This window comes from Leptospira meyeri, from assembly GCF_004368965.1.
In the GTDB taxonomy this organism is placed as follows: domain Bacteria; phylum Spirochaetota; class Leptospiria; order Leptospirales; family Leptospiraceae; genus Leptospira_A; species Leptospira_A meyeri.
Genome location: NZ_SORO01000001.1, coordinates 481,050 through 501,800, shown reverse-complemented (window position 1 = coordinate 501,800; position 20,751 = coordinate 481,050). Strand labels below are relative to the sequence as shown.

General features: G+C 37.4%; 16 protein-coding genes and 1 pseudogene. 6 read left to right on the top strand and 11 right to left on the bottom strand.

Annotated features, from left to right (window positions below):
- Position 1 precedes the first annotated feature (1 nt).
- Genes CLV96_RS02350 through CLV96_RS02325 form a run of 6 tightly spaced genes read right to left on the bottom strand, consistent with a single transcriptional unit; the run spans position 2 to position 8,579 of the window.
- Positions 2 to 1,735 carry a sodium:solute symporter family protein gene (locus tag CLV96_RS02350; RefSeq protein ID WP_004788599.1) on the bottom strand — a complete coding sequence of 578 codons (1,734 nt, stop codon included), beginning with the start codon at positions 1,733 to 1,735 and terminating at the stop codon, positions 2 to 4.
- Positions 1,732 to 2,499: an imidazole glycerol phosphate synthase subunit HisF gene (gene hisF, locus CLV96_RS02345; RefSeq protein ID WP_004788685.1), complete on the bottom strand. Its 768-nt coding sequence runs from the start codon at positions 2,497 to 2,499 to the stop codon at positions 1,732 to 1,734. The genes CLV96_RS02350 and hisF overlap by 4 nt, the downstream gene beginning before the upstream one ends.
- A 1-nt stretch (position 2,500) precedes the next feature.
- Complete coding sequence (gene gatA, locus CLV96_RS02340; protein WP_004788616.1) at positions 2,501 to 3,967, bottom strand: Asp-tRNA(Asn)/Glu-tRNA(Gln) amidotransferase subunit GatA; 1,467 nt, start codon at positions 3,965 to 3,967, stop codon at positions 2,501 to 2,503.
- Positions 3,964 to 4,248 (bottom strand): Asp-tRNA(Asn)/Glu-tRNA(Gln) amidotransferase subunit GatC, encoded by a 285-nt coding sequence (gatC, locus tag CLV96_RS02335; RefSeq protein WP_004788751.1) that lies wholly within the window; start codon positions 4,246 to 4,248, stop codon positions 3,964 to 3,966. Before gatC ends, gatA begins: the two co-directional genes overlap by 4 nt.
- Positions 4,249 to 4,257: 9 nt before the next feature.
- Entirely contained in the window at positions 4,258 to 5,658 is a 1,401-nt protein-coding gene (locus CLV96_RS02330; RefSeq protein WP_004788855.1) for an undecaprenyl-phosphate glucose phosphotransferase, read from the bottom strand.
- Positions 5,659 to 5,672: 14 nt separating this feature from the next.
- The gene (locus CLV96_RS02325; RefSeq protein ID WP_004788974.1) at positions 5,673 to 8,579 is read right to left on the bottom strand and encodes an LPS-assembly protein LptD; all 2,907 of its coding nucleotides are present in this window, start codon (positions 8,577 to 8,579) and stop codon (positions 5,673 to 5,675) included.
- 224 nt (positions 8,580 to 8,803) lie between these two features.
- Between CLV96_RS02325 and CLV96_RS02320 the strand changes: the two genes are divergently transcribed.
- Positions 8,804 to 9,154 carry a hypothetical protein gene (locus tag CLV96_RS02320; protein WP_004789298.1) on the top strand — a complete coding sequence of 117 codons (351 nt, stop codon included), beginning with the start codon at positions 8,804 to 8,806 and terminating at the stop codon, positions 9,152 to 9,154.
- Between the two features lie 7 nt (positions 9,155 to 9,161).
- Here the strand turns inward: CLV96_RS02320 and CLV96_RS02315 are convergent, their stop codons facing one another.
- A complete protein-coding gene (locus CLV96_RS02315; protein ID WP_004789003.1) occupies positions 9,162 to 10,253 on the bottom strand; it encodes a response regulator in 1,092 nt (363 codons plus the stop codon).
- A gap of 78 nt (positions 10,254 to 10,331) precedes the next feature.
- Here CLV96_RS02315 and CLV96_RS02310 point away from each other — a divergent pair, with 78 nt between their 5' ends.
- A complete protein-coding gene (locus CLV96_RS02310; RefSeq protein WP_004789184.1) occupies positions 10,332 to 12,320 on the top strand; it encodes an ATP-dependent helicase in 1,989 nt (662 codons plus the stop codon).
- A 47-nt stretch (positions 12,321 to 12,367) separates the two neighbouring features.
- Entirely contained in the window at positions 12,368 to 12,907 is a 540-nt protein-coding gene (locus CLV96_RS02305) for an MORN repeat-containing protein (protein ID WP_004788644.1), read from the top strand.
- Positions 12,908 to 12,915: 8 nt separating this feature from the next.
- Here CLV96_RS02305 and CLV96_RS02300 read toward each other — a convergent pair whose 3' ends face one another.
- Entirely contained in the window at positions 12,916 to 13,692 is a 777-nt protein-coding gene (locus tag CLV96_RS02300; protein ID WP_004788786.1) for a M48 family metallopeptidase, read from the bottom strand.
- Positions 13,689 to 15,801, bottom strand: a pseudogene (locus CLV96_RS02295) (EAL domain-containing protein). The gene CLV96_RS02300 and the pseudogene CLV96_RS02295 overlap by 4 nt, the downstream one beginning before the upstream one ends.
- Positions 15,802 to 15,908: 107 nt before the next feature.
- Here CLV96_RS02295 and CLV96_RS02290 point away from each other — a divergent pair.
- Complete coding sequence (locus CLV96_RS02290) at positions 15,909 to 16,088, top strand: hypothetical protein (RefSeq protein ID WP_004788378.1); 180 nt, start codon at positions 15,909 to 15,911, stop codon at positions 16,086 to 16,088.
- Between the two features lie 109 nt (positions 16,089 to 16,197).
- The gene (locus CLV96_RS02285; protein WP_020777405.1) at positions 16,198 to 16,521 is read left to right on the top strand and encodes an STAS domain-containing protein; all 324 of its coding nucleotides are present in this window, start codon (positions 16,198 to 16,200) and stop codon (positions 16,519 to 16,521) included.
- Positions 16,522 to 16,545: 24 nt separating this feature from the next.
- Here the strand turns inward: CLV96_RS02285 and CLV96_RS02280 are convergent, their stop codons facing one another.
- Positions 16,546 to 18,102 (bottom strand): tetratricopeptide repeat protein, encoded by a 1,557-nt coding sequence (locus CLV96_RS02280; protein WP_004788461.1) that lies wholly within the window; start codon positions 18,100 to 18,102, stop codon positions 16,546 to 16,548.
- Positions 18,099 to 19,616 carry a SpoIIE family protein phosphatase gene (locus tag CLV96_RS02275; protein WP_134151839.1) on the bottom strand — a complete coding sequence of 506 codons (1,518 nt, stop codon included), beginning with the start codon at positions 19,614 to 19,616 and terminating at the stop codon, positions 18,099 to 18,101. Before CLV96_RS02275 ends, CLV96_RS02280 begins: the two co-directional genes overlap by 4 nt.
- Positions 19,617 to 19,644: 28 nt before the next feature.
- Here CLV96_RS02275 and CLV96_RS02270 point away from each other — a divergent pair, with 28 nt between their 5' ends.
- Positions 19,645 to 20,745, top strand: coding sequence for an LB_137 family protein (locus CLV96_RS02270; protein ID WP_420813647.1), 1,101 nt, complete (start codon positions 19,645 to 19,647; stop codon positions 20,743 to 20,745).
- Positions 20,746 to 20,751: the final 6 nt, after the last annotated feature.

Genomic DNA, 20,751 nt, shown 5'->3' with positions numbered 1-20,751 from the left:
TTTATCTTTGGTTCTGTTGTAAAGTTTGGAGAGATAGATATAATCCAATGAGTCCTATAAGAAAAACCACGAGACCAATGATCAATAAACCTTCATTCCATAATAAACATTGGACTGTATAAAGACCACCAAAGACAAAAAAGAGACCAGAAATGGTTCCTGCCAGCGAAACGAACAATTGATTTGGGTAAATGGTTTGTTTTTGATTCTTATCCGTTAAAAATAGTCCCTTCCAAAAAAAATAAGGAGGCTTGGTTCGATCATAGAACTGAATCAGTACATTTCGATCTGTATTTGGTAAAAAATACGTTGATACAATGAGCAATATAGCGGATGAACCTGCCGTGTATAATATGGAATAAGGAAATCCGATTTTCAGGTACAAGGAAAAGATTAAGTATAAAATAGGAGAAAGTATGAATGCGAAAATTTCTGTCCAAGCGGAAATTCTCCAGAAAAACCACCGTGCAATTAAAATAAATCCAATGCCGGAAGAAGCTTCTAATAAAAATACCCAGGCACCTTTGATCGTATCCATTCCATAAACTGCCAAAAAGTAGGAACAAATGGCTGTTATGATTTGAATTCCGTAGGAAATCTTTAAATAATAAGAATCCGACCTTCCTTTTTGTAACATTGGTTTCCAAAGATCATTAACTAAATAAGAGGCTCCCCAATTCAAATGGGTGGCGAGTGTGGAAAGATATGCAGCAAGGAAAGCACTTAGCATTAGTCCCATCATGCCATTAGGCATACCCTCTTTTAAAACCATAAGAAAACCTTTCCCACTTTCTACTTCCGTAAGATTGGGATATAAAACAATGGATACTAGAGCTACGAGAATCCAAGGCCAAGGGCGGATAAAATAATGTGCAACAACAAACCAAAGGGAACCTTTTAACGCTGCATTTTCATCTTTAGTAGCCAAAATTCGCTGAGCAATATATCCCCCTCCACCAGGTTCCGAACCTGGATACCAACTAGACCACCAAAGAACTGTTAAAAGAATAAGGAAATGATCCCAAGGCAAACTCCCTTCTAATCCATTGGGAAAAAAAAGAATTTTGTTTCCATTTAGTTTAGATTTTAATCCTTCCAACCCGCCAATGGTTGGTAAATTTATCGCATAATAAGCAAAAAGAATACAACCAATCCAAGCTAAAAAAAACTGAAAAACATCGATGTAGGAAATTCCCCTGAGGCCGGCAATCGAAGTATAAAAAACTCCAAATAACAATAAATAGATGAGAATATGAGATGAAGTCATCGTTGGGAAAAATACAGGAATGATTTTAAGCATGGCCAAATTTACCCAACCAAGGATGACTAAGTTAAGCAAAAAACCGATGACAAATGCTTTAAACCCTCTTAAAAAATCTGCTTCTTTTCCGCTATATCTCAGTCCGATAAGTTCTAAATCGGTAGATGCTCCTGACCTTTTCCATAATTTAGAAAAAAAGAATACGGTAATAAATCCGCCGACTGCCATATACCACCAAATCCAGTTTCCGGCAATACCTTGTCCTCGAATAATTTCTGTTACAGCAAGGGGAGTGTCTGCAGCAAAGGTGGTAGCAACCATAGCTGTTCCAGCGACAAACCAAGATAAACTTCCTTCTGCTTGAAAATATTCTTTTGTGGATTTTTGTTTGGATCTAAAACGAAAAAGAAGAAGGAGAATGACTACAAAAGGAAAAAGAAAAAAAACAAAATCAAGTATATGGAAAGAAATCATAATCTCACTTTGATTCCCATCTCTTTCATTGTTTGTTTTGTATCTTGGATCGAAAATTCTCCAAAATGAAAAATTGAAGCAGCAAGTACAGCGTCTGCTCCCCCTCGGAGAATGACTTCAGCCATATGTTCTGGATTTCCTGCACCGCCGGATGCAATGATTGGGATGGAAAGATTGGATGTAAAAGATTTCATGAGAGTGATATCAAATCCATCTTTGGTACCATCTTTATCCATTGAAGTCAGCAAAATTTCGCCAGCCCCCATTTCGAACGCTTCCCTACCCCAATCCAATGCTTCTCTACCAGTTTCTAGGCGTCCACCATTGAGGTACACTTCGTACCGTTTTCGTTCAGGATGGAATTTTACATCGATGGCACAGACAATACATTGGGATCCATAAATTTCGCTTGAATCTTTAAGTAACTTTGGATTTTGAAAAGCGCTCGTATTAATTGAAACTTTGTCGGCTCCTTTGTTTAAGACAGCTTTCACATCTTCTATCGTGCGAATTCCCCCCCCTACCGTGAAAGGAATAAAGAGTCGGTTGGCAACCTGTTCCACTAAGTGGAGGAGGATATCTCGTTTGTCAGAGGAGGCCGTAATGTCCAAAAAACAAAGTTCGTCGGCTTTATTTTCTTCGTATGCAACTGCGCAGGAGACTGGATCACCTGCATCAATTAGGTTAACAAATTGAACACCTTTTACTACCCTTCCTCCTTTGATATCCAAACAAGGAATGACTCTTTTGGTAAGCTCATCCATGTTAGCTGATCTCTATAGGAAGTGGGAGTTTGCAGATTTCTAATTCCGAAATAGATTTTGCGTAACTTAGAAGTTTTGTTTCATCAAAGTGTGATGATGTAATTTGTAAACCAATTGGGAGGTTTCCAGAATCCAATCCAGCAGGACAACTGATTGCTGGGACTCCCGCTAAGTTAACTGAAGTTGTCAGGATATCTGCTTGGTACATTTGGATTGGATCCTTTGTTTTTTCGCCAACTTTAAAGGCTGTCGTCGGTGATGTTGGTTGAAAAATAATATCTACTGACTTAAAGAATTCAGCATATTGTTTGCGAATGAGAACTCTTGCTTTCTGGGCCTTTCCATAATAAGCATCATAATAACCAGAACTTAAAGAAAATGTACCGAGTAAAATTCTACGTTTAACTTCTGGACCAAATCCTTGAGTTCTAGATTCAGAATATAAATCGTCCAATTTACCAGTGCCTTCTTTTCTTAATCCATACCGAATTCCATCAAAACGGCTTAAGTTGGAAGAACATTCTGCAGTCGCGATTAAATAGTAAACTGGAATAGCATACTTTAATAGAGAAAAATCTAGTGGGACAAGAGTTGCCCCTTTCGATTCTACTTCTTTTAAAATGTCCATATAACGTTTGTTTACATCTGGAGAAAAATTGAACTCATCCGTTTTCATCACACCAATTCGTTTCCCTTTCCAATCAATGGAAGAAACAGAATTTGTTTCAAAGGCATTTACTTTTGCAGTGGTTTGGTCTTTGTGATCCAAACCTGATATAATCTCTAACAGGTCGGAGATTCCTTGTAAATCATTAGAAAAAGGTCCAATTTGGTCAAGGCTCGATGCATAGGCTACAAGTCCGTATCTGGAAACACGACCGTACGTAGGTTTTAAACCCCAAATTCCACAGAGTGCCGCCGGTTGACGAATGGAACCTCCTGTATCGGAGCCGAGAGAAACAGGTAACATAGAGGCTGCTACAGCCGCTGCTGAACCGCCACTAGAGCCTCCTGGAATTCTGTTTGTATCAAAAGGATTTCTAGTGGTTTGGAAAGCACTGTTTTCTGTAGAAGAACCCATCGCAAACTCATCCATATTGAGCCTAGGAAATAAAACAAATCCTTTGTCTTTTAGTTTTTGAATGACTGATGCATCGTATGGTGAACGAAAGTTTTCTAAAATATGTGAAGAACAAGAAGTGATTTCTCCAGAGATACAGATATTATCTTTGATTCCGATGGGAATTCCATCAAATTCAGAAAGTAACTTTCCTGCTTTTCTCCGGTTATCGCTTTCTTCTGCTTGGCTTAAAATACGATCCTTATTGAACTCTAAAAAAGCTTTTACTTTTGTATCTGCTTCCTCAATTCGTTTGATATAAGCTAATACTAATTCTTTCGAGCTCAAACTTCCTTCATTTAGTTTCGTTTTGATCTCAGAATAAGTTAGAAAAATTAAATCTTTCATGTTTCAATCACCTTTGGAACGACAACATATCCATTTTCATAAGCCGGAGCAATTTTTGCTAAATCGTCCCTTTTTAAACCGTTTTCAGCTAAATCCTTTCGTAATTCATAAAAGATTTGTTCATAAATTTCATCATCGCCTACACTGGATGTGTCCAAGTTTTTGATTTCGTCCACGTATTGTACAATCCGAGAAAAGTCTCCTAACATGGAGGATACTTCCGCATCATCAATGTTTAGTTTTGCCAAATTGGCAATATTTTTTAATTCTTTTTCATCCATAAGTTTTCCTCAGTATGCATTCCTATCAATAATTGTTTTAAGGGGGGTGAGTAGTATGATTTTGATATCAAGTAATAAAGACCAGTTCTCAATATAAAAGATATCTGCTTCAATTCGTTTTTCAATTGAAGTGTCTCCGCGAAATCCTTGAACCTGCGCCCAACCGGTAATACCAGCTTTTGCAGCATGACGCCTCATATACTGTAAATGTTCGTTTCTGAATTTTTCAACATAAAATGGACGTTCAGGCCTTGGCCCTACAACCGACATGTCACCAAGTAATACATTAAAAAATTGTGGTGTTTCATCTAATGATAACTTTCTAAGGACTGCACCAACGGCAGTCACTCGAGGGTCGTCCTTGATCGTCCATAGAGTATCTGATTTTTCTTTGGTTTGTACTACCATCGATCGAAACTTGATCATACCAAAAACTTTATTATCAAGACCAACTCGTTCTTGTTTATAAAAGATTGGACCTTTGCTTGTTAGTTTTACAAGTAAGGCGATGACCAAATAAAATGGACTGAACATTAAGATAAAAAATAACGAAAATAAGATATCGAATATGCGTTTTAAAACTAAATTATAACCCAGTCGCAATGGTATATTTCTGATAGAAATAATTGGAATCCCATCCAGAACTTCTACTCTACCTTTTGCTGTCACAATTTCTTCGTAACTAGGAATCACTTTCAAGTCGATGCCATGAAAATCTGCAATGTCGATGACTTCTTTGAGGGAATCCCCTTCTTCGTGAGATAAGGCATATACAATTAAATCAATGTTATTTTCTTCTACGTAAGATTCCAATTTGTTTGTTGTTGTGACCGTTTGTAGTTTTTTAGGAGCTAAGTTTTTTTTCCCTGCAACAAATCCTTTCACCATATATCCGTAAATGGAATGTTTTTTAATGGTTTCAGAAAAGTTGATAGCTGATCTTCCCGTTCCGATGATAAGAACTGATTTTAAATTGAATCCTTTGCTTCGTAGGTATTGCATAAAGGTACGCAATATAAAATGAGAAAAGGAAGTGAGGATGATTGTACAAATAGCAAAATAACCAATGACTAATCTTGAAAAACTTTCTCCTCGAAAAAAAAACAAAAGAGAGAGGACCACAAGTAAATTTAAAATGACACCAGCAATGATAGCAAAAAGTTCATCAGAAAAAGATAAACCTCGTCTTGGGTGGTATAAGTCGATGGAAAGAAACGATAAAACTTGAGAAAATCCTAATACGATTCCTAAAATAAGATAATTTACGGGATCTATTGTTTGGATTTGAAAACTTGAATCAGGGGAAAGGTAATATCGAATCACATAAGCACAAACAAAACTTGTGAGTGCAATAAAGAAATCTGTTACAATGAACAGGAGTTTGAAGGATTGGCTTCTTTCTTTTAACATGATAAACTCGAAAATTATTCCGTTAGGTCTGTGGTCGTTCCGTCAAGAGGACGTTTGCGGAATCGATACAAACGAACTCGAGTGGCTTGTGCCGATGACGATTCACCAAAACTAAAATTGGTTAAGTTAACAGAAAAGTATACTGATTGGTCGTAAAAAGTCAATTGGTTGTTCATTGCAAGACCTCCCGGTAATGCTCTTAGGTTCATACTGTAACCTAAACGGTACTCCCAGTTATGTAAATCCAACTTCAAGGTCATCATGAACCGGTTGATATTAAAAACAGTTTTTTGTCTTTGTGTTTGGCCTTGGGCACCCGTTCCCGCCGCTAAATCTTCCCAAATGGTCGTTTGGTCATAATTGGTCCCAGTTTGTGAAGTATATAATTCTGGACTAGTATTCATTGCATAGAATTGTCCCTGTGCAAGTGCAGTCAAACGCCATGGTTCTGTTACTCGAGAATCAAGTTCTAATTCAAGGCCAGAGTATCTCGTTACTTTTACGTCAGTTTTAAAGAAAAATCGGTAACTGTCTAAATAACTATCTTTATAAACATGATACCATGTAGATCCAATTTCTAAACTTCGAAATGCACGAATGATGGGCCATGAAAACCCGCCCATTTTATAAGAAACAGTTAAGTTATTTGATAAGGATCTGTTTTGTGGGGTATGGTGCACATAATCATTGTTAATGAATATACCGGAGTAGAAATTGCGTTTTCTTTCCAAAAGACTCGGTCTACGTGTTGTAAATCCATCCACAAAATCAAAGAATCCACCAACTCGAACAACGGTATAATACCAACGTTGCATATTCGTAAGGCCAGGATTGTATGATGAAGAAAATTGACGTAAATCACGAATGGTTCTAACAGAAATATCCCAATCATTAAGAGCATAACTTTCTAATGAAAACTCTGCTTCATGTTGTCTTAAATTTCCAAGAATAGGATCTTTTGCTTCTGCTTTGTCAGCATCCAAACGACGATAGGTGGTCGATAAAAATATTTCTGGAATCCCCATACGAACTGTATGAGATTGTCGAACATATTGATAAGATTGTTGTTTTAGAAGTGTTGCGTATGCTTTGTTCACATCCCGGTCAGGGCTGTTTAAATCATTACCGGAGCCAGGAAATTCAACCGTTTGTTTTGTTGCTCCCATATAAACCGAAGGTGTAAAAGACATATATGCACCCATCGCAATTGGAGAACGAAATCCTGTTTCTCCGATTACATTGGTTTGTGACCGCAATACAAAATCTTGGTATTGGCTTCTCGGATCAACAACGCCAGTTGTCGGATTCGTTTTTTGTTGAGGAACTCCGTAAATCCGATTGATGTTGGTTTGGAATAATAAATCCCAATAAATTGGACTTGTTGTACCTGGCACCAAACCAATATTACTTGAGTTTCTGATCGTTACTGCTGGTAATGTGTCTTGTGCAGCAAAGTATTGGTTTGCTTGGATTTGATACACAAGTGTTCGGCTCATGGAAATACCAACGCTTAAATCCCCGCGGTTTTCCGTATAATTTAAGTTCCAATTGAGTAAGTTACGAATGAGTCCAAAACGAACATCTCTATAAGTGTATAAGGACTGTAACGAATTGGAAGGTTGGTATCTATTTCCAAATTCATAATCGAACTGACGATTACTATAATTTTCATATTGTAATTGAACGTTTCTTGTGTAGTCACGAGAAAAATCATTGAACTTAGCGTTCAATCGGATGTCTGTTTTCCACCACGGGTCATAGTTAACGCCCGTATTGCGGTAGGGTAACCCTGTATTGGGAAACATTTCCCCTCGATCAACGTTGTTTGTAACGGCGACGTTACCTACTCCGCCATTTTTAAATCGATCCTCATAAACTGGTGTAATAGCAGTATTCTTATAATTTGCATAACCTAGGTTGATATTGTAATTCAAAAAGGGAGATAGTTTCCACATCTCTAACTGAGCAGCCTGGCCAGTTTTTTCATACATATCAAATCTGAATTTATATCCGTTGGCAAGAAAGATACTATTTGGATAAGAGTCAGACCATTGGTAAGAGTTTTGCCAAAACCAACCTTGGGTATTGTTTTTACCAATTTGTGTTGTAACTCCGTTACCTGATTCGGAGTTATACAATACAGGAAGCCAGAATAAGGATGTTCCTCCGACTTTATAGGAAACACTATAAGCTACTACGGATTTATCATCATGAATAAAGATTTTTTTTGCCTGGAAAGATTCATGCGGAAGTTCTGCATTACAAGCAGTAAAATATCCCATTTCCAAAAGGTAACGCTTTTCATCTAAACGTTTTATTTTTTGCCCAATGAAATGAGAAGGGAACATACTCAATTTTGAATTGTAAACAACACCTTGGTTGATTTTTAAATCATAGATCATTCGGTCGCCATTAACTTTGGCAGTACCGTCTTTGTATTCCACTCCCCCTTCTGCATAAATTTCTTGTCGATTGGCATCAATCGAAACTGAATCGGCAACAAGTTCGCCAGATCTAATTTTTAATCGAACCTTACCACGAAGCACAAGAACTCCACCTTTCGTTTTATCAATGTTTAAAAGTTGTCCCTCTGCTGCGTTTTGAATTTGGATCGGAGGTCCTTTTTTGGTTTGAGAACTAAGAAGAGATTCAGGAGTTAAGTTTTGTTCTTCTTCTGGGACAAGAGCCTCGCGGAGTCTTTCCCTTTTTGTGTAAATGGTACCGGATGGATTGAGTCCTAAATTGCGGAGGTTGTCTTCCACTTCGCGATCCGACATGGAATCAACAGATTTTCTAACAAGACCTCTTTGGACTTGTGCCGTTGTTTGTTTTCTTTCTTCTTCCTGCGCATTTTTTGTCTGTCCCTGTTGTTCTGGAAACAGAAGTTTTAGCCCGTTGATATCCTGCGCCAGAATTTCCATTCCGAAGAGAAAACCATAAAATAATATGAGGAAACGAATGGATTTTTGCACAGCGGGCTTTGAAAGTATAGAACGAGAGTTTTACACCGGGCGAAAAAATCAATGGAAAACCAGGCAGAATTTTGGACTCAGGTTCCGTATTTTATCGGAAAAAGAAGTTGCAGAACGATTCATGTAATGGACATAATCAAAAGGCTCAAACATTGAGCATCCGGGAGTTTTGAATGGCAAAAACCTACTCTGGAGAGCGTATTCCTGGAACTTTGCGGTACAATCTCAAAGTTAGAGAAGGATCTACGGAACATTGTTTTATGGTTCCCGAACCAACCATCCAAATCCCCATGGAGGGTTTTGGTCCAGATGAGAGTGCCAATCGTTTGGCTCTTGCCATCCTCCTTGACTTCACCAAAAATCCACAGATTTCATTTCTGTATTACAAAGACTTTAATTTTTTCCTGGCGGGTTTGTTTTTAGAGGACAACTGGATGTTACACTCCAGCCGAATTCAGTTATTTTTTAAATTATTAGAAGAAACCCCTCAATTTCCGAAACCACTTGTTTTGGAAAATCGTTAAACAAATGTTATAGCGGTTTTATGATTGGTAGGGTGAAATACCATGCAGATTCTTCTTCATCCCGATACATTTTACCTTTATGTTCTGTTACAATGCTTTTCGTTACTTCTAAGGAATTCATTTGTGCAATTCCCTTCATCAAATCCTCTGCTCCATTATCCTTAATTTGAATGAGGATAAGGCTAGTGCCATCTTCTTCCACTTGTTTGAGTGTGACTATGATCTTTCTACCAATGGAATCTTCTCTTGTATTGACACGAACACGTGCGTCTTGCATTAAATTGAGGAGTACTTGTTTAATCTTTTGCGGTTGGCAATAAGCAAGTGGGACGTCTCCAAATTCAATTTCACACTGAATTCCTTCTTTTAAGAAATATTGGTGGAGAAAAGACCGAGTGTCATTGAGGATAGTTCCTAAATTGGAATAAGTCCACTGAGAAGATGTCGATTGCGAATAAGAGACTAGGTTTTTGATAATTTTTGCAATTCGATCTGATTCTTCCGCAATTTTGGAAGCCTTTTCTTCTAAAGAAAGATTACCTAATTTTTTGGCTTCCAAAGAAATCAAATCAGCCAAATTCAAGATCGAGGTAAGGGGGTTGTTGACTTCATGCGAGATTCCAGAGGCGACAAGGGCGATGGTTTCCCATTTTTGATTTTCTGCGAGTCTACTTTCTACATTGCGGATGTGTTTTTGGACTTGAGATTTGTATATTGCCATCTCCACAGAAATATATAAATCACGACTGTTAAATGGTTTGATTAAATAACCAAAAGGTTCTGTCGCTTTTGCACGGTTGATAGTGGCCTCGTCAGAATAGGCAGTCAAATAAATGACAGGAATTTCCTTTGTCTTTTTGATAATCGTTGCGATTTCAATCCCATCCATGGGACCGTTTAACATAATATCCATTAACACAAGATCAAAATGTTCGTTTTCGATATGTTCGATTGCATCATTGGCATCAGAAACGTATTTAGCGTTGTATCCGTATTGTTTCAATGTAGAACAAATATTGATGGCAATGATTCTTTCGTCTTCTACGACCAGGATTCTTTTAACGTCTGTTTCTTTCTCTGTTCCCACAACTGCTGTCATATCATTAAAACCGGATTCATCTATCAAATACAATAATTAGCGTTTGTCAACAGAATCCATACAACAAATCTCTGTATTGTGAATGAGGATTTAAACGAGGCTCAAAATTCTGTCATTTTATCCCCCCCGGGTCCCATCCTGGTTGTGGCGGGTGCTGGTACTGGAAAAACTAACACTCTTGTCAATAAATTGGCATCCCTTGTTCAGAATGGATTTGACCCAAGTTCCCTATTGCTTTTAACTTTTACAAGGCGGGCAGCCAAAGAGATGTTAAATCGTGCGGCTACGAAACTCGATTCGCGCATGTTGTCTGTACAAGGTGGGACTTTTCATTCCTTTTGCCATCACTTCCTTCGGAAATATTCCTTAGTTGTTTCCCTCAATTCAAATTTTACGATTTTGGATGAAGATGATGCCACAAGTCTTGTGGGGATGGCTCGGGATCAGATTGTCACCAAACAAGTTCGGTTTCCCAAAAAAGAAACTTTAGTAGAGATCTTTTCTAGTTGTTTCAACTTACAAATATCTTTAGAAAAACTCCTACAAAAAGAATACCCTATGTTTCTTGGGCTTACCCAAGAAATCCAAGAGATTAAATCAAAGTATATAGATCTCAAACTTAAACACAATTCATTGGATTTTGATGACTTACTTGATTTCACAAGAAAAATCTTAATGGAAGACGAATCCATCCGGGAACGTGTTGGATTACAATATCAATATATCTTGGTTGACGAATACCAAGATACCAATCGAATCCAGGCACATATTGCTTGTTTGTTGGCAAGTAAACACCAGAATATATTAGTTGTGGGTGATGACGCCCAATGTATTTATGGATTTCGCGGTGCCAATGTTAACAATATGTTGGATTTTCCTAAAATTTTTCCCAACACTAAAATAATTCATCTAACGGAAAACTATCGAAGCACTCAGCCGATTTTGGAATTAGCAAATTCTGTTTTAGACCAAAGTAAAGAAAATTATAAAAAACATTTAGTTTCAAACAAACAATCTAGTTCAAACAAACCAAAACATGTAAAATTTGAATCTTCAGAGGAAGAGGCAAATTGGATCACGGAAGAAATTTTGGCATTGTATGAAGATAGAACTCCCCTTTCTGAAATTGTTGTTCTTTTTCGAGCCGGTTATATCTCCAATCTGTTAGAAGTGAAACTCACTGCAAAACAAATCCCATTTCGAAAGTATGGGGGGAAACGATTTTTGGATTTAGCTCACGTAAAGGATTTACTTGCTTACCTTCGTATCATCGATAATCCCAAAGACATACTTTCATGGAATCGAGTTTTACTATTAGAGAAACATATCGGTAAAAAATATGCTCAGGTTCTTTATAAGAATTTAGAAACAAATGGGTTTCAATGGGACCTTGTGTTCAATTCGCCAACATTCTTTTTAGGGATCCCTGAACAGGCAAAAACATCCTTTCAAAAACTAATCAAAGTTTTTCAGTCTCAAAGTTTAAATTTGCGAAATAGTATGGCGATTGTCGAAGCGATCCTAACTCATTATTTTCCTATTTTGGAAGATGAGTATGATGATTTTGATAAAAGAAAATTGGATTTGGAGTCGTTTAAAATTTTAAGTAAATCCTCTCCGAATCTATCTGATTATTTGGCTAATTTGACCTTGGATCCAACGGAACGAATGGATACAAGTCCCCTAGATTCCAAAGAAGATGATTTTTTGACCTTATCCACCATTCATTCAGCAAAGGGTCTAGAGTGGAAATATGTTTTTACTATGCAAGTGGTAGAAGGAAGTTTGCCTAGTTCTCGAATTAAAACAACACAAGAATTGGAAGAAGAAAGACGTTTGTTTTATGTAGCAATCACCAGAGCCAAACAAGGTCTGTATTTAACATCACCAGTGTTTACTGATAAAAATCGTTTAACAACAATCAGTCGTTTTTTGGTTGATTTGCCCAATTTATCAGAACTTGTCGAAGAAGAAAATCCGGTGACAACAGAAAATCAACAAGAGATTCCAAAATCTAAGTTGGAAAACGACCGCTTCCTAGACATTCAACGATACTTTTTGAATTGATTTCTATAAAATCTTCTCTTACTATGGGTTTCATATTTGGGGGACGTATGAATTTATCCTTTCGCCACTTTGTTTGTGGAATGTTTCTTTTACCAATCTATTTGGCCTGTGCTTCTCCTGATTCTAAGGATGAACAAACCAACCAAGATCCTAAATCCACTGCAAGAAATGCCAACATTGAAGATCCTGAAAAGGGTGGAAAAAAATTTGGCTGTATCGAAGGGAATTGTGTCAACGGGATCGGTAAATATGTATATGACAACGGCGATGTTTATACAGGATCATTTAAAAACGACCTGCGAGAAGGTGCAGGAAGTTTTCTCTATGCTGACGGTGAAAAATTTAGCGGAACTTATTTAGAAGATAAAAAACAAGGTCCGGGTGAGTATCATTTCAAAAATGGGGATAAATACGTCGGAGAATTCCAAAACGGACAAATCAATGGCAAAGGTACATACAGTTTCAAAGATGGAAAATCTGTTTCCGGTGACTTTACATCCGATGGTCAAGAAGGAATTGGTGTTCTGACTGACGAAGGTAAAGCACGAAATTGTAAAATCACAGGAAGAAAACTACTCTGCGAATGATGGTCAATTTATAGTTGGCAGTTGGGACGTTTCCCTTCTGCCTTTGCCTTTTCCCAAAGAGCCAAAGCTTTCGGCATAGCTGAATTCAGCTGTTTCATCCTAGTTGCATCAGACGGGTGCGTTGATAACAATTCATTCGGTTTGTTTCCACCGAGAGCACTCATATTTTTCCAAAGTTCTACACTTTGTCTTGGGTCAAATCCGGCTTTCGCCATCAGCTCCAATCCAATCAAATCAGCTTCTGATTCGTGTTCCCTTGAAAATGGTAGTAGGATTCCAAATTTAGCACCCAACCCGAGTGCACCAGCAACCGTCGGTTTTCCTAAACTCTCTAAAATTTTAACAGACCCACCAGCAAGTTGGTTTTGGGAAACTCGTTCATTTCCGTGCCGAGCAATCACATGACCAATTTCATGTCCAATCACAGCTGCTAGTTGGTCTTTGTTTTTAGAAACAGAAAACATACCTGTGTGAACACCAATTTTACCACCAGGCAATGCAAACGCATTAGGTGTATTGTCTTTGAATACAACTACTTCCCAAGAATCCACACCCGTTGTATCGGTGGTCACTGCTAACTCTGCCGAAACAATACAATTGACATAAGTATTTGCTATGGTAGAGGAATCGATAGGAGTTTTAGTTTTCATTTCTGAAAATGCGGTTCCACCCATTTCATTCATTTCTGCATCTTTGACTAACAAAATCTGTCTTCTTCCAGTTGGAGATGTACTGCAATGAATGAGAATGGGGATTATAAAAACTAAATTTAAAATTCGAATCATTTCTTTTCCTGTTTTGAATAAAATTCATGAATAAAAGGGACAACTTCGTCGTTTCCAATGGGTTTAGACAGCCAATACCCCTGGATTTTATCACATTCATAAGACTTAAGAAGTTCTAGTTGCTCAAATTCCTCAACGCCTTCTGCTACTACCGAATATCCTAGGTCATGTGCCATGTTAATGATAGAAATTAATAAAAAACTTTCCTTGGATCCTTCCTCTACATTATTCAAAAAAGATTTATCAATTTTGACGATGGAGAGCGGAAGTTTCTCTAAGTAAGATAGTGAGGAAAAACCGGGTTCCGAAATCATCCAAAGCAACCTTTACCCCGATATCGATTAGATTGGAAAGGATAGGAACTGTCTCGGAAAGGTTTTTCATCGCCAAACTCTCTGTAATTTCAACCTGTAAGGATGTATAAGGAATCCCTCGACGATTGTGTAAATCCACAATCCAATGGAAAATATTTTGATCAAAGAATACTTGTGGGCTTAGATTCACAGCGATAGAAATCGGAAGCCCTTGTTTGAGTTGTACTTCTTCGATGACATTGGCTGCTTGTTCTAAAACAAATTTTGTTATGGGGACAATCAAACCTGAATCCTCTGCCAAAGGAATGAACTCTCCAGGGGATACCATTCCCCTTTGCGGGTGACGCCAACGAACGAGCGCTTCCCAATGACCGATTCTGTTTTCTTTGATATCCAATATCGGTTGATAAAAAACAAATATTTCGTTATGCGTTAACGCTTTTTTCAGATCGTTTTGAATTTCCAATTGGAAATGGATTTTTTCCTGCATGGCTTGGTTAAAAACCGATACAGTTCCTACCTTCTGCGATTTTGCATGAAACATTGCAATTTCTGCATTTCGTAAAAGTACATCTGCATCTTTACCTCCAAGTCCAAATGCGGATATTCCACAAGATGCTGTCAGATAAATTTCATATCCACCAAGGGGAATAGGATCACCCAATCGTTCAAGTAATCTCATCGCATAATTGATTCCTTCATCAATGGAAAGGAGATGAGTGATTAAAATAGAAAAGTTATCTGCTCCGAGCCTTGTGATGATGGCATCCGAATCTGAGAACTGTTTTAGTCGTTCCGAAAAAATAACAAGAATTTGGTCCCCCGCTTCGTTTCCAAGAGAATGATTGATTCGTTTGAAATTATCAATATTAATACAGAATAAAATTGGGTATCCAGTACTCTTAGTATTATAAGCAAAGATTTTTTGTTCTATTCTTGCAAGAAATAGTGCTCTGTTCGGAAGTCCTGTTAGGCTATCATAAAATGCATCATGAGTTAATTGTTGTTCGGCAAGTTTTCTGTCAGAGATATCATGATGGATGGCAATGTACTGAAATACGGATCCATCTGGCCTTGTGAAGGGAACAATGGTTGTATCTGCCCAATAATCACTTCCATCTTTTCTGATGTTACGAATTTCCCCTCTCCAAACATTTCCCTTTTGAATACTTTCCCAAATTTTTGCCCAATCTTCTTTTGTTTTGTCCGTGGATTTCATAATCCTATGGTTTTGACCAATCAGTTCTGATTTACCATAACCTGTTACCTTGGAAAATGCATCGTTTACATAAGTGATAATACCGTTGGCATCGGTAATAGAAACGATATTGGCTTGATCAAGGGCAAATTTCTGAAGTTGGATTTCTTGTAGTGATTGGTATAAAAAAGTTTCTGTAGTGTTTTTTTCTTTTCGGTATACGAGCTCCCTTCTTTCCCTTTCTAAAACTTCTGTTAGTCTTAATAAGTTTTTCCGATCAATGAGATCATTTACTCCAGATTTCATATAACTTAAGTTTTTTGAGAATTCTTCGCTATCACTCAGGAGGATCACTGGAATATCGATTTTTTTGTCGTTTAAGTATTGTAAGTAAACTGGAATTTCGGAATGAAAAGGTTCTCTTGTACTGCAGATGATTGCGTCCCAGTCTTCTTCATGAACGGTAGCCTCCCAAGCATGGAAAGTTTCGACCACTCGGTAAAGAGGACTGAGGCCGTTGGCTTTCATCTCTCGCACAAGATCAAATACACTATTAGAATCGTTTTCGAGTATTAGAACGCTGATTGGACTGCCCATTGTAGTTGCCGGTATGGCTATCTCTCCCACTAAGAATTCGTATTTTTCCTAAAATCTCAACCTAAAAAAGATTCGAAAAAACTAGGTTTTTTCGTCTGATATGGACAGTGCATCCGAAAACTTTTGAAACGAATTATATTAAAAAAGAATCTTTAGAGCATGAACTTAGGAAATTACTCTTGGACATGAGTGATTTGGATTATAAGGGACTCAATGATTATGACAAGGGTGGTTACGATGGTTTCAACCAAGCGATTACCTTAGTTTTAAAAAAGTTACAAACCTAGGGTTTTTTCTAATCAAAATGGCTAGTGCTGCAAGTGAAACAAGTTTCCACAAAAATTCTTTACAAAATTGGCAAGTAAACAGATAGTATACGTGCCAGTAGGAAGTTCAATGAATTTCACAACAAAACAAGTTAAAAATCATACAGTTGTTACTCTAGAGGGTTCCCTCGATATATATTCTGCACCCGCATTAAAAAAAGAACTCCATAAAATCATCGATGACGGAGCCGAGTCGGTAGCAATTGACATGGTCAACATCAAACTTTTGGATTCCTCTGGAATTGCCTTACTAGCCAATCTCCAAAAGAAGCTTAAGTCGGAAGAAGGTCAGTTCTTTTTACTCAATGTCAGCCAAGATGTTATGGTGATTTTGAAACTTTCGAGTTTGGATAAGTTTTTTACTATTTTAGGTGGAGAGGCAGAACTTCCTTAAGACCTACTTTCTCCTTTTTTCATTTTAGAGCCGAAAAGATTTTACATCTCCCCTAACTACCGGCTCTTCATTTGATTTTGGTTTAGTCCAATCTCCGGAACTATTTTGAATCCAGCGATAGGATTCCCCTTGGGTTCCGGATTCAGTTACTAACTTAACGGGAATTCCTCGATCTACCGAAACTTGGACAGAAACCACTAGATCATAAGGGAGGTTAAGCCCAAATGAACCAAGTTGGAGTGTGGCAAGGTTCCCTTCAATTTTCACTTCTTCGCAAATCACTTCCCTTCCATCCCTTAACTTTACTTTGAGTTTTAAGGGAGATTTTGGAATGTTTTTTTTCACTTCTACGAGGTTCGATGTATCTTCGATCTTTTGGGGTTTTGATTCATCAATTTCGGGAACGAGAGGAATTTTTTCCTCCGAGACAACCGCAGCTAGTTTGGTAGTTTCGCCTTTGGAATCTTCCAAAGATTCGCGGATATTCTCTTTGATTTGGTTGAGTTCTTTTGATTCTTCTTCTGAGAGATTCGATACCGTATCCGCTTTGAGAACTTTTTCAATGATAACAGGTTTTAAAACTAAACTCTTTCCTTCCTCAATATTCTCAGCAGCTTTTGCGTCACCAAGCCTTGTCGCTTCTTCTTTGGAAAAAGCGACAAGGGATTTGTTTTCCTGGTAAAAGTTACCAATTAACAACAAACGTCTATTTGCTCTGATGGCAACTTCCTTATTTTCTTTTTGTTTCACTAGTTGTATGTATTCTTTTACTGCATTTGATGTTTTTCCAAGTTCTTCCATTGCTCGAGCTTTGACATAAGATTGGTCTTTGGTTAACACAGGCAGAGTTTCTAAAGTTTTTAGAGTTTCTTCGTAATCTCCACTTTGGAAAAGAGAATATGCCAATTCCTCAGGAGATTTTTTTTTGTTTTTGAGTTCTTCTTTTTTCTTTTCACCCTCTTCTAAAAAACTAATGAGAAGGCTTGCATTTTCTGCATAGTGTGTTCCTGGAAATAAGTCAATGGCTTTGGTGAGTTTGACAAATGCTTTTTCTCTTTCACCCATCATTACCAAACAGTATCCATGGTGTAGGAGTGTGAATGCCATTTCATCAGATAAAGAAGAAGTAACGGAATCCTCTAGTTCTTGGTATTTTTTTGAAGCAATGGGATACTTTCTTGTCCTTTCCATATAGAAAGCAAATTGCAATCGAATGATTGTTTTTTGTTGTTCCTCTAATTCCAGAGCTGGTTTAAAATTCAAAAATCGCACGGAATTGATGACATAAAGACCAAATTGATCTTGCCAACTCATCTTTAGATCTAAACCTTCTGTTTCCGAATTCATAATTCCCGATTCCAAGATATTGACTTTTACTTCGGTCATATAATCATCTTTGGAAAGAAACATTTGTTTTAGTCTTTCTCGTAAGGTTTGAGAAGAGAGTTCGTAGTTCATCAGTTGGTCCCGAAGAATTCCGAAACGTAATTCTTGTAGTTTGACACTGACTATGGACTGGGAAGCCAATGCAAAAAAGAAAAACAGAACAAAGAAAAGTGAGAAAAAGAAAAACTTTTTCATTCCGGTACATCAAGGACAATCATTGTCACATCATCCTTATATTCCTCATGTTTTTCTTCGAGAAGTGCCATTGCCTTTTCCACAATTTCTGAGTTTGGTAAATGGATATTTTCTAAAACAACTTCCGTAAATCTTTCCAATCCAAAAAGTCCACCTTCCTTGATCGGTGTTTCTACAACACCATCTGTATAGAGAATGATTTTATCTCCAGGAAGAACGGGAAAAGATTCTAAAGAATACTGAATATCGTCACCCATACCGAGAGGTGGACCGGAACTATCAACATAAGTGATTTCTTTTGTTGATGGTCGAATGATAAACGGAGCATTATGACCTGCATTCACAAATTTTACAACTCCAGGTTCTTCGAAAACAACAAAGACTCCTGTTGCAAAAAAGGAGGCTTGGAGTCGATTGGCAATAACTTCTCCTAATTGGTTGATTGCTTGGATCGCTGAATGATTTTCTTTCATTATGGCTTGTAAGGACATCGCCATTACAACTGTTACAAGTGCTGCGGAAACCCCGTGTCCAGAAGCATCTGCCAAAAAGAATCCATAGTAATTGTTTTCAGGAAATTGAAAGTATTGGTATAAATCTCCAGATACTTCTCGCATTGGCCTATATAATTTACCAATATTGAATTTTTTGAATTTTTTTACGGAAGGTAAAAATAACTCTTGTACCTCTTTTCCGATTTGTAGTTCTTGATTGATCTCTTCATTTAACCGTGTAATAGTCGTTACTTTATTTTGGATCTCTTCAGCCATTAAGTTAAATGACTTACCTAAACTATCTAATTCGTCATTACTTCTAAAATCCCAAGTGACTCGAGATTTTAGGTTGCCAGTTGCCATTTCTTTGAAGGCAACTTCTAAAGAGCCAACTCGTTTGAAAATGGCTCGGTAGACAAGAATAGCAAAAATAATATGAAATACGATTCCCCAAAGAACCGCATAACCCACTTGGATGTAGAGTTGTTTTAATCGATCCTGGATGGTTGAAATATTGAAATGGGTAAAAAGAAAGACCTCTTTCGAATCGGAAAGTCTAATTGGTAAAAGAAAGTTCACTGTAAAATCCGATTCATTTAGATCTAAACTATATCGAGCTTTGAATAGATTACCTTCTTTATCGGAGGAAACTTCTTTGGTCTTTTTTAAAACATCGTCGCCAATCTCTTTGTTTCCCGGTCCCGAATCTGGTTCGGAGAGAATGATTTTTCCATCTGGATCAAAGATAGAAAATTTTGTAATTTCGTACAATTTTAAGGTTTTACGAAAAACTTCAAAACTTTCGTCTTTTGCACCAGAAAGTCCAATGGATTGGATGTCTGCAAGAATTGTGTTGGCTAGGTTTTCCGACTGGAATTGAAAGTTCTTTAGAAGTAAATCCGATTGATTTTCAAAAATCATCACCGTAAAAAAGATGATATTGAGTAAGGCAAGAAGGGAATAAAAGAGTCCAATCTTAAATCGTAAGGAATTCGTCGTTTTGATTTTGCTTTTGTTCACGGCAATTACTTGTATTGTCGATAATTAAGTGATAGAAATCTATCACAAAATTGAGATTTTCCCATTGGTTTTAGGCACCTACATATCCTCCTTGCGAAACTTTCGGACAGCATTTCTAACCATACTGCTGTTTTTGAGTCTCCCTTCCCTTTTGGCGGATAAGATTCGTTTGAAATCAGGAGAAATACTGAACGGAAAGGTTGTCAACGTGACAGCCACGCATGTGGAATGGCAAGACCAAGGCAAACGGTATAAATTTCAGAATACGGACGTTCTTGGAATTGATGTGGGCTATGACGGACTTCCGGCTTGTGCCGATTACAAAACATTTGGTGTAGAAGATTGCGATTTGATCCTCACCAGATTGACAAAAACAAATGCCAGTTTTTCCAAAAAAAGTAGCCCTTTGGAATTAGAGATCATCCCCATTAAAAAAATCTCCTCATTGAAAGTTAAGGCTGAATCGGGGCTTCCCATGGAACGATACATCGAACCTGGTGCCAAAGGGAAATGGGTATTTGCAGAGAAAGAAATCACCGGGAACTTCAAAACCTTAGAACGAGGTCGAATCGTCATTGAAACAGATACTAAGACTCTGGAGTCGGTTGATATTTTGGATTTCCAATCTTTTGAAATTCAAAATAAGTCGGTGATTGTAAAAGTCATCAAAGAAGAAACTCCCAAAGTCATTCCTGGTTATTCACCCATCACAGAAAGGAGATATGGGAAAGCTGCTTTTATTTTTGGAGGAGCATTTCTTTCCGGATTAGGAATGATATATGAATACAATGCATCTGTCAATGCGATCAACAAAGACATCGAATATATTCCTACAAGTGACGGTAGAGTCTTAATATTTGCTAATGCCTTGAGTACAGATCACTATGATTTTCATAGACAACGTTTTTTGATTTATTCTGTTGTCTTTACTTCCATTATTTCTTATAGTTTGATTGATAGTTTTTATTTAGGTAGAATGGAATCAAAAAAAGAAAATACCACTGGTGTGTATTTAAAACCTATATTGGATATGAAGCCCAATGCCAATACATCTTATTTAGGTATTGGATATCAATTCAAACCCAATGATAGTTTGTTTTATGGATTGAGTTTTGAATCCAAGTTTTAATTTTGT